This window comes from Paenibacillus sp. GD4 (assembly GCF_030846225.1).
Taxonomy (GTDB): domain Bacteria; phylum Bacillota; class Bacilli; order Paenibacillales; family NBRC-103111; genus Paenibacillus_G; species Paenibacillus_G silviterrae.
On record NZ_JAVCYK010000002.1, the window covers coordinates 200,021 to 213,202 of the forward strand.

Sequence of the window (13,182 nt, forward strand, 5' to 3'; positions counted from 1 at the left end):
GAGGTGGAGATCATCCGCTTCAGGACAGCCCTTGGTTGTATCAATAGCCTACTTGATCACGATCGCTCCCTTCGGTAACGGTACGTCCTTGGCTACCACCACTAGCCCAACACCACCTGGAACCCATGCCACCTTGCAGTCTTTAACCGAAATGTACTTCCCCGGAACCTTAACGCCGTTCACTTCCGTGACGGGAATGGACACGGTTGCCGCCGGCTTGGTCGCAGCAGTGGAAGTTGCCTTCGGATCAGCAGTAGTGGCAGCGCTTACAATGCTGGGAAGTAAAAGAGCAGAGCAGACGAACAGCGCGGATACTTTTGTTTTCAAGCTTTTCACGGCCATCTCTCCTTTGACAATGGGTTAACACGGAACAACCATGCTGCGCTTTAATCGCTAGTTGCTACATCGTATTCGCCGCGAATGCGTCCTATGATCGGAAAAGCGGCTGCAAGTTATTAAATTAGCATCAAATTGTGTTTTTATGGGAATAAGAATAGATGAGTATCGGTACTGAACATTGGAAAAATAAGGGGAAATCGCATAGTGAAACTGACTCCGGAGCAGCGCATCACGCTGCATGGCTTTAACAATCTGACGAAATCGCTGAGCTTCAATATGTATGATATTTGCTATACCAAGGATGCGGAAGAGAGGGAGGCCTATATTGCGTATATTGACGAGCAATACAATGCGGACCGGCTTACTTTCATTCTTAACACGGTTGCCGATATTATCGAAGCCAATGTGCTGAGTGTAGCCAAGCAGGACTATGTCCCCCAAGGGGCGAGTGTGACCATGCTCGTATCCGAGGGGCCGGTCGTCGAGGTGCCGACGGAGTCGTTCGAGGAATCTCCGGGACCGTTGCCGACCGCCGTCACGATGAGCCTGGACAAGAGCCATATTACGGTACACACGTACCCCGAATACCATCCTGACGAAGGGATCAGTACGTTCCGTGCGGACATCGATGTCTCAACCTGCGGAGAAATTTCACCGCTGAAGGCGCTGAATTATTTGATCCATTCCTTCGATACCGACATTATGACGATTGACTATCGGGTACGAGGCTTTACGCGGGACATCAGCGGCCATAAGCTGTTTATCGACCACGAGATCAGCTCGATTCAGAACTATATTCCCGAGGAGATCAAAGCGCTGTACGATATGATTGATGTCAACGTATATCAGGAAAATGTTTTTCATACCAAGTGCAAGCTGAAAAATTTCGATCTGGATAATTATCTCTTTGGCTATACGAAGGAAACGTTGACGCAGGAAGAGCAGGAGAGCATTACAGACCGGCTGAAGACGGAAATGGACGAAATTTATTACGGCAAAAATTTGTTGTTCTATCACTGAGTCTCCCGTGGGGAAAACCATACGTCTTTGAATTGCAGCCAACCGCTGGAGGATAGCTTCACCCCGCGCAAGCGGCGGTGAATTACAGTGGATACGATGTTATGGTACAGACAAAGAACGGCATGCTGCTCCTGAAGAATTACATCCATTTGCCGAATGGCTTCTACGTTAAAAATGCCGTCCGGATTCATTAGCACCTGCTCCAGAAGCTTCTCCAGCTCTTCCTTGGTATGGGCAGGCAGATACGATTTCCAAAGCCCGATATCGCTTCGTATCATTTGGTGCAGGAATAAACCCCAATCGTCACCTGCCACGACGCCCATCAACAAGAGCTCGGCATCCGCTGTACTGGAATGAAAGACTTGTCGGCTGCTGATCTCCGCCTTCATGCGGATCCCGAAGGGTTCGCATTGCGCCGCAATGGCTTGTGCCGACCGCTCATAGGCGCCATCCGAAACGAAATAGGTGCGCAGCCGCAAGGTTTCGCCCCGGTAGCCCGCTTGGTTAAGAAGCCCTTCGAGCTCAAGTAAGTCGGGAGCTTCCCAAGCCTCCTCGACCATGATGCTTGGGTGAAAGCCGGTTGCCGGAGCAAAGCGGTCAGAGCCCAGTGATTGCACCAATCGGGCGCGGTCCAGAATCAGGGCAAGCGCCCGCCGAAAAGCAGGATGCTGCTGGGGACCGGTTTTTCGGCTGTTGAACAGCAAGTAGCATGCACCATTTTCCTTACTTCGGATGCACTTATATTCAGGTTGCTCTGAAGCGGCCGCCTTGAGCGGAACATACATAGAATCATCAGGTACGCTGTCCGTGATCCAAAGCTCAATGGTATCCAGCTGGGGGCGTCCTTGAAAGTACCCGGCAAACGCCTTCAGCACGAAGCGCTCCTTGGTCTGCTCCTCGATAGTAAAAGGGCCTGAACCTATGAGATGTTTGTGGTCCTTGGCAGCGATAGAGAACCGTGGGGAAGCGAGGACATGAAGGAATAGCGAATTCGGCTCCTTTAATGTAATGGAAACCGCCAGTGGGCCAAGAGGAGCAATCTCCCGGATCAATAGGGCCCAATAATCCGAACGATCACCGCTCATTCTAAGCCGATTCAAAGAATAGACAACATCTTCTGAAGTCAATTCAGCCCCGTGATGAAAATGAACGCCTTTCCTTAAATAAAAGACCCACTGCCTGCCGCTTTCATCACAGTCCCACTCCAGAGCCAAGTGGGGGACCGCTTGATGCCGCTCGGCATCCCATTCCACAAGCGTATCGAATACCTGCTTGACCCAATGCGCGTCCGTGCGGAGCTGCGAGTTTAATGGGTCCAGTGCTCCGATCGGCCGATAATAAGGGAGCCGGAGTACATCTTCATTCCCGCCATCCGTGACTTCCTGCCGCCACCCGAATTGGGTTGACATCCAAGCGGTCCATGCCGCTTTGAAGCCGTCCCGAGCTCCGTATTTCCTTACGAGATCATGTGCCGACTGGATGTTGCCGCTGCGAATTTGTCTGATAGCAAGCTCCATTAGGTGCTCCCGGAGCTGACGGTGGAACCGAATCCGGGAATAATGCCCGCGTCCGCGGCCCGGATACCAGGAAACCCAGCCTTGGTCACTCCATTTATGGAGCAGCAGCTTCACGTTCTGGCGGGTGCATGTCAGCAATCCGCACAGTTCATCTATCGTCAGTGCGATTTCCTGAGGCAGCCGATCCGGAAAGTGGGCTCTTACAAGCAAATATGCCTCTTGATGTGTCACGCTTTCATCTCCGATACTCAGGTCATAAAGGGCAAGTTAATGAGAAAGATTATAGACTTTTTCTTTCCCTTTTGACAAGGTAGTATAGAGGAAAAGACGAACACTAAAGGAGAGAGCTGTAATATGAAGCTGCGCTGTGCGATTCTGGACGATTATCAGAAGGTGGCATTGGAGGTAACGGATTGGTCCGTGCTTCAGGACCGGGTCGAGCTGGAATCGATTCATGAGCATATCCAAACGGAGGAGGAGCTGGTACGGCGGCTGGCATCGTACGACATTCTGGTCATTATGAGGGAGCGTACGCCTTTCCGGGCTTCTCTGCTGGCACGCTTGCCGCGGCTTAAGCTGCTTGTAACTACGGGATTGCGCAATGCGTCCATCGATCTTGCTGCCGCAGCATCCCATGGCGTGACGGTGTGCGGTACGCCCGGCCATTCAGAGCCGCCTGTCGAGCTTACATGGGCATTATTACTTGGACTGGCCCGGCATGTCGCCGATGAGCATCAAGCCCTGCGCGCAGGAGGTCCTTGGCAGACCACCGTCGGCACCGATCTATACGGCAAGCGCTTGGGTCTGCTGGGGCTTGGGAAGATCGGAAGCCGGGTAGCCCGGATCGGACAAGCGTTCGGGATGGAGGTCATGGCTTGGAGCCAAAACCTGACCGAGGATAAGGCGGCGGAGCAAGGCGTAATGCTGGCCGGCTCCAAGGAGGAGCTGCTGGAGGGCAGCGATTTTGTTTCGATTCACGTAGTCCTAAGCGACCGGACGAGAGGATTGGTGGGGGAGGCCGAGCTGCAGCGGATGCGTTCCACCGCATACCTTATCAACACCTCGCGTGCTGCGATCGTGGATCAGACAGCGCTGGCCAAGGCGTTGATGAACGGCTGGATTGCAGGGGCAGGATTGGATGTGTTCGATATCGAGCCGCTGCCGCAGGATCATCCTTATCGATCGCTGCCGCGTGTGCTGACAACACCGCATTTGGGCTATGTAACCCGAAGAAATTATGAGACCTTCTACCGAGGGGCTGTGGAGGATATTCAAGCGTTCCTCGAGGGGGCGCCGATCCGGATGCTAAATTAATTTCCGATAGAGGAAGCCTTCATTTTGATGATGAAGGCTTTTCTTAGCGGAACTATTAGCCGGAAGGCCCGACACCGATAAACCTATTTCTCAAGCAGCTTTCCAAGGGGGCTATATAGGGCATCGATGAGCTCTGTCGGCCCTGGCATTTCGGGAAAAAACATGAGGAGGATGGAAAGCTGCAGCCCTAGTAGTGTGAGAATACTGTAAGTCCATTTTTCCCTTTTCCCCTTGATTCGAGGCCATTCATACAGCGTCATCAACCCCACAACCGCTAACAATCCTATCACATTCAGCCACTTCATTACTTCTTCACCTCTTCCTTTGGTAAACTGCCCCCGGTGGTGATCATGCCAGGTCGGAGTACCTTTGCTTTTGCCTCTACATTGACCTCAATCGTCGGGAATTTGTCCTCCCATTGATGCTTCAATTGATTCCATTGCTTTGAGTATCTGCTGTGAAACACTTGATTGAAACCGAAGATATCGGCCTTCAGCTCCTGTTGCGCTTTACGCAATGCCAAATGAACCCGGTCTTCAATGTCCTTCTCTAGGAGCTTCCCAAGCTGCCGGGTAATTTCCGGCTTGTTGATATCCAGTCTCGTTGTGTTCTGTATGATATCGTCTTCCGTTTCAATCTTTACGGTCATGCTCCATGCATCTCCGGTAATGTTAGGGATAAGCTGCGTGCTGCTTTTGAGCAGCAAGAACGACACGTGGCCTCCGTCTTCTCCGTCAGGGGCTACGGTTACGACGGCTCTGTCCATCTCATTGCGAAGCCAAAGAACCCCGCGCGTCGACTGCTGGTCAAGCATACCGACCATCCGGTCATCCTTGAAGACGGCGGAACCCTTGATATAGGGGATCGGCTGATGACGTTCGTTTCCTTTAGCGTGAAGCATCTCAACCCAAGGAAGCACTGCGGCATTCGAGTCTCCGGATAACATCTGAGCGAGCTCGTTAACGGTAATATTCAGACCTATTTTGGATTTTACCATTTCCTTCAGCACCTCGGCGGAGAAACGTTCCAAGGGGGGGATGGATTCCACCACTTGTTTGGCTTCCCCGTTGCTGATGAAGAGGTTCGAACGCTCGCGCATTAGCGGGAAACGCAGGATAAAGTCGACTTGCTTTCGTATTCCCGTGGCAGCAAGCTTCTCGCCGATGATAAATACTTCGGTATGGCCCCAGAACAGTCTGCGGGGTAATACCTCCTGGACCTTCGACATAGCATCGGCTATCGTGACACCGGTCCCCGTCCTTACGATAGATTGGCCGCCGCCGCCACCTTCCGGCTTGCCCCCACTCATGCTTTGCCCCCCGCCACCTCCCGTTCGGGGAATAAATACCTGGACGGAAAGCCGGATCTCATCGCCGCCGCTTTTATCAATAGCAGCAGCCGTAACCAGGGCTAGGTCATTCACTTCGACCCTGTCCCAGCACCCGCCAAGCGAAAGCATAACCAAGCTGCAAATAACAATACGCGCCATGTAAGCCGGGTTTCTCCGCATACAATTCTTTCTCTCTCCCTCGCATTAGTTGCACTTCAGTCTTGCATCGATCAAGGGTTTATTCGGTTCCCTTCCCGGGATCAGGCTTATTACCGTAAGACTGCCGGTGGGGATTGTATTCTCCGGTAAGGTGCGGGCGTGCCTGCAAAGACCACCATGGAGCACGCAGCAATACATCCTTCAAGTCACGGAGTTTCAATGGTGCCATGGGAGATAAATACGGGACCCCAAAGGAACGAAGCGTGCAAAGATGCACAAGGATCGTGATAATCCCCAGCATAATCCCTAGTAAGCCAAGTGTGCCTGCAAGGAACATGACGGGAAACCTCAGGATTCTAAGGGCGGTACCGGCGGCATACCGGGGAATTGTGAAGGAAGCGATCCCCGTTATGGCTACAACCATAACCATGGGAGCGGAAACGAGCCCTGCCGATGTGGCCGCTTGTCCGATAACCAAAGCACCCACAATGCTGACGGCTGCACCTACCTGCTTGGGAAGTCGGACACCTGCTTCCCGCAGAGCTTCGAAAGAGACCTCCATTATTAGCGCTTCTATTAAAGCCGGAAAGGGAATTTCCTCTCTTGATTGCGCAATGCTGAGCAGCAGAGCAGTCGGGATCATTTCTTGATGAAAGGTTAGAATGGCAATGTATGCCGAAGGCATAAGCAAGGAGACAAGAATAAACACGTAACGCAGCCAGCGAATGGCCGTTCCGATAATAAATCGCTGATAATAATCCTCCGCCGATTGAAACATCGAATAGAGGGTGATCGGAGCAATTAATACAAATGGAGTTCCATCTACCAAAATGGCTGCACGTCCCTCCAGCAGTCCGGAGGCAACCGTATCCGGACGTTCTGTCGCCAGCAGCTGCGGGAAAGGGGAGTAAGGGTTATCCTGGATCATCTCTTCGATATAGCCGCTTTCCAGCACCCCGTCGATTTGAATCCGCTGCAAACGTGCTTTAACTTCCTTGATCAGTGTAGGGTCGGCAAGCCCGTCCACATAGGCAATCATCACTTGGGTTTGGGAGTACCGGCCGATCTTGATCGAATGCATTTTTAGCTGCGGGCTCTTCAGCTTGCGCCGCAGTAAGGTAGCATTCACACCAATGGACTCGATAAAGCCCTCCCGCGGACCCCGAATAACGGATTCTGCGGTAGGCTCCTCAATACTCCTCATTTCCCACCGGGCCATCCCTAAAGCCATCGCTCGGGGACTTCCGTCCACCAGAAGAAGCGGCGCGCCGTTCGATATTTGATCAATCACAGCGGAATAGGAATCCAGTTCCGTCACCTTGGAGACAGGAAGCTTATGCCGCATAAGCGATTGGAGGTCGGCCCATTCCGCTCCGTCAGCCTGCATCAGCGGTTCGAATACAAATCGATCCAGACTCACCGTGTCGGTTAATCCGTCTATGTAGATGACGGCAGCCTTGATTTGCCCTCCAATAGAAAAACTTCGGAAGATGACGTCGTCACAATTTGCATACAACTGGTGAAGCACCTCCATGTTATCATCCAGCAAGGATGACAACGGTTCCTGCAATGAGGAAGCGTGTGAAGAGCCGGCCGGCTGCTGATTTGCATCCGATTGTAATGTGCGTTTGAACCATTTTCCGATGTGTCTCAATTTCCTTCCCCTTACCATCCATTTTTTAAGATCATCAGGTCATAAGTATCGGCAGTAGCTTTTTACATTATTTGCATTGAATTTTCTTCTTATGTAAAATACCAGCTATTTGGTTGAGGCAGCCTTCCAGTAATGGGGAATAGTAGCAGGCGATGTTGCAAATACTGGTGACATCATTTGCGATATCAACGGGGCGGGGTACAATGGTGGATAGAGGAAAAATATCAGCTATGCAATTGGCCTTTCTTATGTATCCTGTCATCATTGCCACAGGCGATTTGACGGCTCCTGTGCTGACTGTGAAGTTTGCGGGACGGGACTTGTGGATTTCTCCCTTCATCGCGTCCTTTCTCGGATTTATAATCGTCTTCATCGTGAATCAGCTTCATAAGTGGTATCCGGGAAAAACGATGATCCAGTACATGGAGGATATTCTAGGAACGGTGTTTGGAAAGCTGCTTGGGGCCTTGCTAGTCATGTATTGTTTATACTCCGGGACAACGGTCCTTCGGCAATATTTTGAATTGATTGCGGGCGGATTTCTGCCGGAGACGCCTGTTATTGTTATTTCGGCAAGCATGGTGCTGGTTTGTTCCTTTGCCGTAAGAGGGGGAGGAGAGGTGTTAGCTAGGTTATCGCAGGTGATCGTACCCGTGATTTTCCTCTCCTGGATCATTATCTTCGTGTTACTCTTGCCGGACATGAAGCTGATTCGAATGCTGCCGGTCATGGAGAAAGGCATCCAGCCTGCATTGATGGGAGCCGTACCTTTGCTCACTTGGTTTGATCATTTCTGGCTTCTGTCGTTTTTTCTTCCGATGCTGAACGAACGGCAAAAGGGGCTAAAATGGAGTCTGATTGCCGTAGTCGTTGTCACTCTCGTATTGACCGCTATTAATCTCATGGTTCTGCTCATCTTCGGCAGCCTTACCTCGTCACTAACGTATCCGGCTTTCGCCGCTGTAAGGTACATAAGCATCGCCTCATTCTTGACCCGGCTCGAGTCGGTCGTCATGGCGCTCTGGGTTGCCGGCGCTTTCTTGAAGCTTTCGATCTTCTATTACGGACTAACGATGGGTGCCGCTCAATGGCTGAAGCTGAGAGATCATCACTCGCTTATTTTTCCGATGGGTATCCTGCTGGCCTTATATAGTATTTGGATTTCCCCCAGCCTGCAGGAATTTGCTCACTTTATGAGCACATCGAATATATTTTTTAATTACTCGATTGAGATGGCCATACCTATGTTCGTGTTTGCCGCGGCCGTGATCCGCAGGATTGCTGCCAGGGACGGGCAAGCCGCGCTTCGACGCACCTAAGTAAATGCGGGTAAGGAGTTCCGTGGGGACCCGGCGGATTAAAAAGAAGAGGCCATCCGGTTCTCAGCAGTGTGAGCCGGACAGCCTCTTCTTTTGCATTACTTCTCATCTCGGATTTCACGAAATACGCGAAGCTTACTGCCGCAGAACGGACAAAATTGAATGACACATTCCTGATCGTGAAAGGAGAGCCTCCAAGCATCCTCACGAAGAACAATGGTGCTTCCCTCAGCCAGCGGCTTGCAGCTATGCATTTGCATAACGTCTCCTCCCGTCATGACTAAGTTTTATTGTCGGCTGCCGGATACTAATCTGGCGGCCTTGTCCTTCACCCAGCCGTAATTGCCTGCGTTAATTTCCTTCAGGTTTACCAGCGAACCGCCGATGCCGACGCCATAACAACCGATACGCAGAAATTCTGCGATATTGTCCTCGTTCACACCGCCTACGGCTACCATAGGGATATGGTTCAGCGGTCCCATCAGCTCTTTAATGTACCCGATACCCAGGCTGGCTCCCGGAAAAATTTTGATCGCCGTCGCTCCTGCCTTCCACGCTTTGACGACCTCCGTAGGCGTCATCGCTCCGGGGAAGATCGGAATGCCGCGTTCCGCTGCGAAACGGATGACCTCTTCATCTGTGTTCGGTGTCACAAGATAGCCTGCTCCAGCCTCCAGCGCACGCTCTGCATCCTTCAAGTCTAACACGGTACCGGCTCCGATATACATTCTATCGCCGAATTTTTCCTGGAGCAGCCCTATCATTTCTTCGGCTCCAGGGGTATTCAACGTGACCTCCATGACGGGAACACCGCCATCGAGCAGTGCCTGCGCAACCGCTTCAATGTGCTCTGGCCCAACGCCCCGCAGAATGGCAATAATACGTGCCTGCTCGATTAACGCTAATCCTTGTTCACGATTCACCCAACAAACCTCCGCTTCAGTCAGCTTATCGATTCAGACTCTATTATACTATGTCAGCGGACAAAAGAAACCTCTCCCTGGTCAGGGCGCTTGATTCCGAACTTTGACCAGGGAGAGGACCATATCTGGTTTACAAGGTAACCGTTTTGCCGGACTTCACACTATCGTTCGCCGCTTCGATGAAACGGATGATTTCCAACGTTTCGTCCAATGGTACATCGGGGATCCCTGTGGCGAAAAACTTTATGACTTTCTCCAGTAAACCGGCATAGAAGGGCTGTTCATCCTTCGTAGTATCAATGAGCTCGGTATGGCGCTCCCGATGCAGCAGAGCACCGAACCCCATGACGCCGCTGCGGAAGCCCCGAATGGTACCGATGCGTCCGTCATTCCATGCTCCGATGATTTGATCATGATCTCCTCCCGCATGTACAGTCACCTCCCGACAGCCGGGGCCCATGATGCGGAACAGCATCTCCGCCGTATGAATACCGTACCAGAAATAGCCGGGCTGGGAGGGCTCTATGTACATCGGGCCATAACAGCTGACGCCGGAGACGGCTTCCTCGGTGCTGGACAGCACCTTATGCAAACCCGACGAATACCGAAGGGCAGATGAGCTCATTACCGGTACATGATACTCTTTCGCCAGACGCCGGATCTTCAGGGCATCCTCCAAGGAAACGGCCAGCGGCTTGTCGATAAAGATTGGCTTACCGAAAGGAGCCAACCGGGTGAACTGCTCCCAATGGACACGGCCGTCAGCGGATTCCAGGAGAATGGCGTCTACTTCCGAGGCAACTTCCTCGATGGATTGCTTGATCTCCACGCCGTATTGCTCTTGCACGATTCGGGCATGGGAATCGAGGCGGCCGTACTCGAAGGAGACATCCGGTGAGCCGCCGGGATAGGCGCAGACGACTTGCCCGCCTGGGACGTGATACGGATGTTCTATGTCGTTAAGCAATTCGGTAAAAGCGGTAGCATGGGAGGTGTCAAGTCCAATCATTCCAATTTCAAGCGTCCTGTTCATAACGGCCTCCTTAACATGGTTTTGCCCGGATCATGCTGTCATTTCCACAAAGGAGCTGTAGCGCCGCTTTCCTTCAGGGCTTCGTTCACTTCCTTGATGATCTGTTCGCCGCCCTTCTCAGACCATTCCTTCACCATTTTGTCCCAGTCGGAGACCGGCTTCTCCCCGAAAATCATCTTGGTTTGTTCCGTGTACAAGTATTTGTACAACTCGGAATCCTTGATTGCACGAGTTTCCGAGAAGACGGAGAAGACCGGATTCACGTAATGCTTCGTCTCGGAGTGCATTTTCTCCAGGTCACCGGCGAGTTTCTGCAGTAGAGGAACGGTATATTCCTTGGAATAATTGTTGGCTGCGTCATTCGGAGCCCACATCCGGTTGTCCGGCAAATAGTTAAACGGCGCTAAGCCCTTTTCCTCAGGCTCCCTCTGAATATTGCCGTTCACAAGCTTGTAGCCTTGGCCTTCCTTGCCATTGATCCAATCAAAATCGGTGTTTGACGCATTTCTTTGCTCAAATGGAAGAAATTTGCGTCCATAATTGATCATATCCATAATTTTCTTTACCTTGGCGGGCTCCTTGGCCAGCTTGGCACTCAGCATTACCATCCCGTAATAGCCGGGGGAGGATACGAAGCCTTGGGAGCCGTCCGGTGCCTTGAAAGGCGGAATCGGAACAATATCGGCCTTAGGAACGATTTCCACCAGACCCTGCATGAAGGTTGGGTTCATTCCCCGCGGGGTACCGATGAAAATGCCTGCTTTGCCGGAGTAGAACTCCTTGTTGGTTTGAGCCCAATTCAAGAGAGCGAAGTCCTTGGTGATCGCGCCTTCCTTATACAGATCGGCAAGCCAAGTGATATGCTCCTTTCGGGCATTGGAGATGATGCCGGGAATATATTGCCCGTCGTTCCGCTTGTGATACCATGCCTCGAAATCCCAGTAGGCACCCATCCCGAAGTGGGGGTTAATGTTTTGGGACATGGCAATGCCGTAGGTGTCATCTTTGCCGTTGCCGTCAGGATCATTCTTGGTGAAGGCCAGTGCGACCTTTTTCAGCTCATCATAGTTTTTCGGAACCTCAAGTCCGAGCTTATCGAGCCAATCCTTCCGAATGACAGGAGTGAGCTGGTAATTTTCCGTTAGATACTTCTGCACGGCGTATAGCTTCCCGTTGACCGTGACCGCTTTCTTTACGTTCTCCGGGATCAGCTTCAAGGTATCGTATTTATCCGTGTATTCATTTAACGGCAGGAAAGCGCCTTGCTTCGCCCACTTGTAAAAATTGGAGTCGGGAGCTTCCATTACGATGATATCCGGAATTTCCCCGGAAGCTATGATAGCGCTTAGCTTCTGATCGTAATCCGATCGTACGGCGTAGGTCGGCTTGAAATCGACATTGAACTTTTCGTTAATCATCTCAATGCCTTTGCCGTTGGACGGAGGAACGGCGTTATAACGGTAATCGATCATGGTGATGGTATGCTTTTGCTTGTCCTCCTGAGGGGTTGCCTGCTGAGCGTCATTCTTTTTCTCAGGAGATGGCGAGGTGCTGCTGCAGGCTGCCGCACTAACGGCGACAGCCGTCGCTAGGCCGGCGGAAATGACGGATTTCCAGGTCTTGTTCATGGACGATCCCTCCTCTAATATGGATGTTACCTTCTTCTTATCGGGCAATCAAGTGATAGGGGGATGGCAGTCAGCCTTTGACCGAACCCAGCATCACCCCCTTGGCGAAATGCTTTTGCAGGAACGGATAAACGATCAGGATCGGAGCTGTTGCCACGATAATGGCGGCCATTTGAATCGTTTCCGCCGGCGGGGCATGTTCCAGCAGATTTTGTCCTCCTCCAAGCGTGTTTTGCGCTTCGCCCACAACGACAATTTGCCGCAGGATCACTTGTATCGGCCATTTCTCCGGAGAATTGAGATAGAGTATGCCGGTAAAATAATTGTTCCAATGCGCCACCGCATAGAATAAGGCGAAGGCGGCCATAGAAGGCTTGGATAAAGGCAATATGATTTTTATGAATGACTGAATCTCGTTGGCACCGTCAATGACGGCTGCTTCATGAAGCTCGGCAGGAATGCTGAGGAAAAACTGTCTCATCACAATAAGGTTAAACGGGCTGATGGCCACCGGTAAAATAAGCGACCACAAGGAATCGATGAGCCCGAGCTCTTTCACGACAAGGTATGAGGGGATCATGCCTGCCGAGAACAGCAGTGTAAACAGAACCAGCAGGAGAACGGGTCTTTGTCCGAAGACAGGGCGTGCTAAGGAGTAAGCGAACGTGGATGTGAAGGCCAGATTCACCAGAGTCCCCATAACCGTCACATAGCTTGTCACCCCGACGGAACGGACAAAGGACGAGGAAGCGAAAATATAATCGTAGGCGCTCAGCACCCATTCTCGCGGGAACCATATGATCTCCGATTCAAGAAATTCCTTGTAGGAGGCAAAGGAAACCGCCAGCACATACCAGAAAGGTATGATCATGACGATTGCGATGAGAGCAAGCAGTACGACATTGATGCCGTCAATCGCATAGTTTCCTAGCGTACGTTTGTGCAT

13 protein-coding genes are annotated in these 13,182 nt (G+C 51.7%); 3 read left to right on the plus strand and 10 right to left on the minus strand.

Annotation, left to right across the window (positions count from 1 at the left end):
- Window positions 1–48 precede the first annotated feature (48 nt).
- Complete coding sequence (locus tag RAC89_RS24180) at window positions 49–336, minus strand: hypothetical protein (protein ID WP_306616307.1); 288 nt, start codon at window positions 334–336, stop codon at window positions 49–51.
- 207 nt (window positions 337–543) lie between these two features.
- On the opposite strand from RAC89_RS24180, the gene speD reads away from it, so the two are divergent.
- On the plus strand, window positions 544–1,359 hold the full coding sequence (gene speD / locus RAC89_RS24185; RefSeq protein WP_306616308.1) for an adenosylmethionine decarboxylase: 816 nt from the start codon (window positions 544–546) through the stop codon (window positions 1,357–1,359).
- Here speD and RAC89_RS24190 read toward each other — a convergent pair.
- Entirely contained in the window at window positions 1,353–3,107 is a 1,755-nt protein-coding gene (locus RAC89_RS24190; protein WP_306616309.1) for an ABC transporter substrate-binding protein, read from the minus strand. The two genes, speD and RAC89_RS24190, sit on opposite strands and share 7 nt — an antisense overlap.
- A gap of 123 nt (window positions 3,108–3,230) precedes the next feature.
- On the opposite strand from RAC89_RS24190, the gene RAC89_RS24195 reads away from it, so the two are divergent.
- The gene (locus RAC89_RS24195; protein ID WP_306616310.1) at window positions 3,231–4,190 is read left to right on the plus strand and encodes a D-2-hydroxyacid dehydrogenase family protein; all 960 of its coding nucleotides are present in this window, start codon (window positions 3,231–3,233) and stop codon (window positions 4,188–4,190) included.
- Between the two features lie 83 nt (window positions 4,191–4,273).
- Here the strand turns inward: RAC89_RS24195 and RAC89_RS24200 are convergent, their stop codons facing one another.
- The 3 genes from RAC89_RS24200 to RAC89_RS24210 all read right to left on the minus strand — a co-directional run bounded on the left by RAC89_RS24200 (window position 4,274) and on the right by RAC89_RS24210 (window position 7,351).
- Window positions 4,274–4,495, minus strand: a complete 222-nt coding sequence (locus tag RAC89_RS24200) for a hypothetical protein (protein ID WP_306616312.1) — start codon at window positions 4,493–4,495, stop codon at window positions 4,274–4,276.
- Window positions 4,495–5,679, minus strand: coding sequence for a Ger(x)C family spore germination protein (locus RAC89_RS24205; protein ID WP_306616313.1), 1,185 nt, complete (start codon window positions 5,677–5,679; stop codon window positions 4,495–4,497). Before RAC89_RS24205 ends, RAC89_RS24200 begins: the two co-directional genes overlap by 1 nt.
- A gap of 79 nt (window positions 5,680–5,758) precedes the next feature.
- The gene (locus RAC89_RS24210) at window positions 5,759–7,351 is read right to left on the minus strand and encodes a spore germination protein (RefSeq protein WP_373430053.1); all 1,593 of its coding nucleotides are present in this window, start codon (window positions 7,349–7,351) and stop codon (window positions 5,759–5,761) included.
- 212 nt (window positions 7,352–7,563) lie between these two features.
- Between RAC89_RS24210 and RAC89_RS24215 the strand changes: the two genes are divergently transcribed.
- Complete coding sequence (locus tag RAC89_RS24215) at window positions 7,564–8,652, plus strand: GerAB/ArcD/ProY family transporter (RefSeq protein ID WP_306616314.1); 1,089 nt, start codon at window positions 7,564–7,566, stop codon at window positions 8,650–8,652.
- A 98-nt stretch (window positions 8,653–8,750) separates the two neighbouring features.
- On the opposite strand, the gene RAC89_RS24220 is transcribed toward RAC89_RS24215, so the two are convergent.
- The 5 genes from RAC89_RS24220 to RAC89_RS24240 all read right to left on the minus strand — a co-directional run bounded on the left by RAC89_RS24220 (window position 8,751) and on the right by RAC89_RS24240 (window position 13,182).
- On the minus strand, window positions 8,751–8,912 hold the full coding sequence (locus RAC89_RS24220; protein ID WP_306616315.1) for a hypothetical protein: 162 nt from the start codon (window positions 8,910–8,912) through the stop codon (window positions 8,751–8,753).
- A 27-nt stretch (window positions 8,913–8,939) separates the two neighbouring features.
- Complete coding sequence (locus tag RAC89_RS24225) at window positions 8,940–9,575, minus strand: bifunctional 4-hydroxy-2-oxoglutarate aldolase/2-dehydro-3-deoxy-phosphogluconate aldolase (RefSeq protein ID WP_306616316.1); 636 nt, start codon at window positions 9,573–9,575, stop codon at window positions 8,940–8,942.
- Between the two features lie 130 nt (window positions 9,576–9,705).
- Window positions 9,706–10,608, minus strand: coding sequence for a Gfo/Idh/MocA family protein (locus RAC89_RS24230; protein ID WP_306616317.1), 903 nt, complete (start codon window positions 10,606–10,608; stop codon window positions 9,706–9,708).
- 38 nt (window positions 10,609–10,646) lie between these two features.
- Entirely contained in the window at window positions 10,647–12,236 is a 1,590-nt protein-coding gene (locus RAC89_RS24235) for an extracellular solute-binding protein (RefSeq protein WP_306616318.1), read from the minus strand.
- Between the two features lie 70 nt (window positions 12,237–12,306).
- On the minus strand, window positions 12,307–13,182 hold the full coding sequence (locus RAC89_RS24240) for a carbohydrate ABC transporter permease (protein WP_306616319.1): 876 nt from the start codon (window positions 13,180–13,182) through the stop codon (window positions 12,307–12,309).

What these genes read in the sequence shown, in the direction of transcription:
- RAC89_RS24195 (WP_306616310.1), top strand. Translation starts at nt 3,231, where the DNA reads ATGAAGCTGCGCTGTGCGATTCTGGACGATTATCAGAAGGTGGCATTG.
- RAC89_RS24220 (WP_306616315.1), bottom strand. Translation starts at nt 8,912, where the DNA reads ATGCAAATGCATAGCTGCAAGCCGCTGGCTGAGGGAAGCACCATTGTT.
- RAC89_RS24200 (WP_306616312.1), bottom strand. Translation starts at nt 4,495, where the DNA reads ATGAAGTGGCTGAATGTGATAGGATTGTTAGCGGTTGTGGGGTTGATG.
- RAC89_RS24235 (WP_306616318.1), bottom strand. Translation starts at nt 12,236, where the DNA reads ATGAACAAGACCTGGAAATCCGTCATTTCCGCCGGCCTAGCGACGGCT.
- RAC89_RS24210 (WP_373430053.1), bottom strand. Translation starts at nt 7,351, where the DNA reads ATGGTAAGGGGAAGGAAATTGAGACACATCGGAAAATGGTTCAAACGC.
- RAC89_RS24240 (WP_306616319.1), bottom strand. Translation starts at nt 13,182, where the DNA reads ATGCACAAACGTACGCTAGGAAACTATGCGATTGACGGCATCAATGTC.
- RAC89_RS24215 (WP_306616314.1), top strand. Translation starts at nt 7,564, where the DNA reads ATGCAATTGGCCTTTCTTATGTATCCTGTCATCATTGCCACAGGCGAT.
- RAC89_RS24230 (WP_306616317.1), bottom strand. Translation starts at nt 10,608, where the DNA reads ATGAACAGGACGCTTGAAATTGGAATGATTGGACTTGACACCTCCCAT.
- RAC89_RS24205 (WP_306616313.1), bottom strand. Translation starts at nt 5,679, where the DNA reads ATGGCGCGTATTGTTATTTGCAGCTTGGTTATGCTTTCGCTTGGCGGG.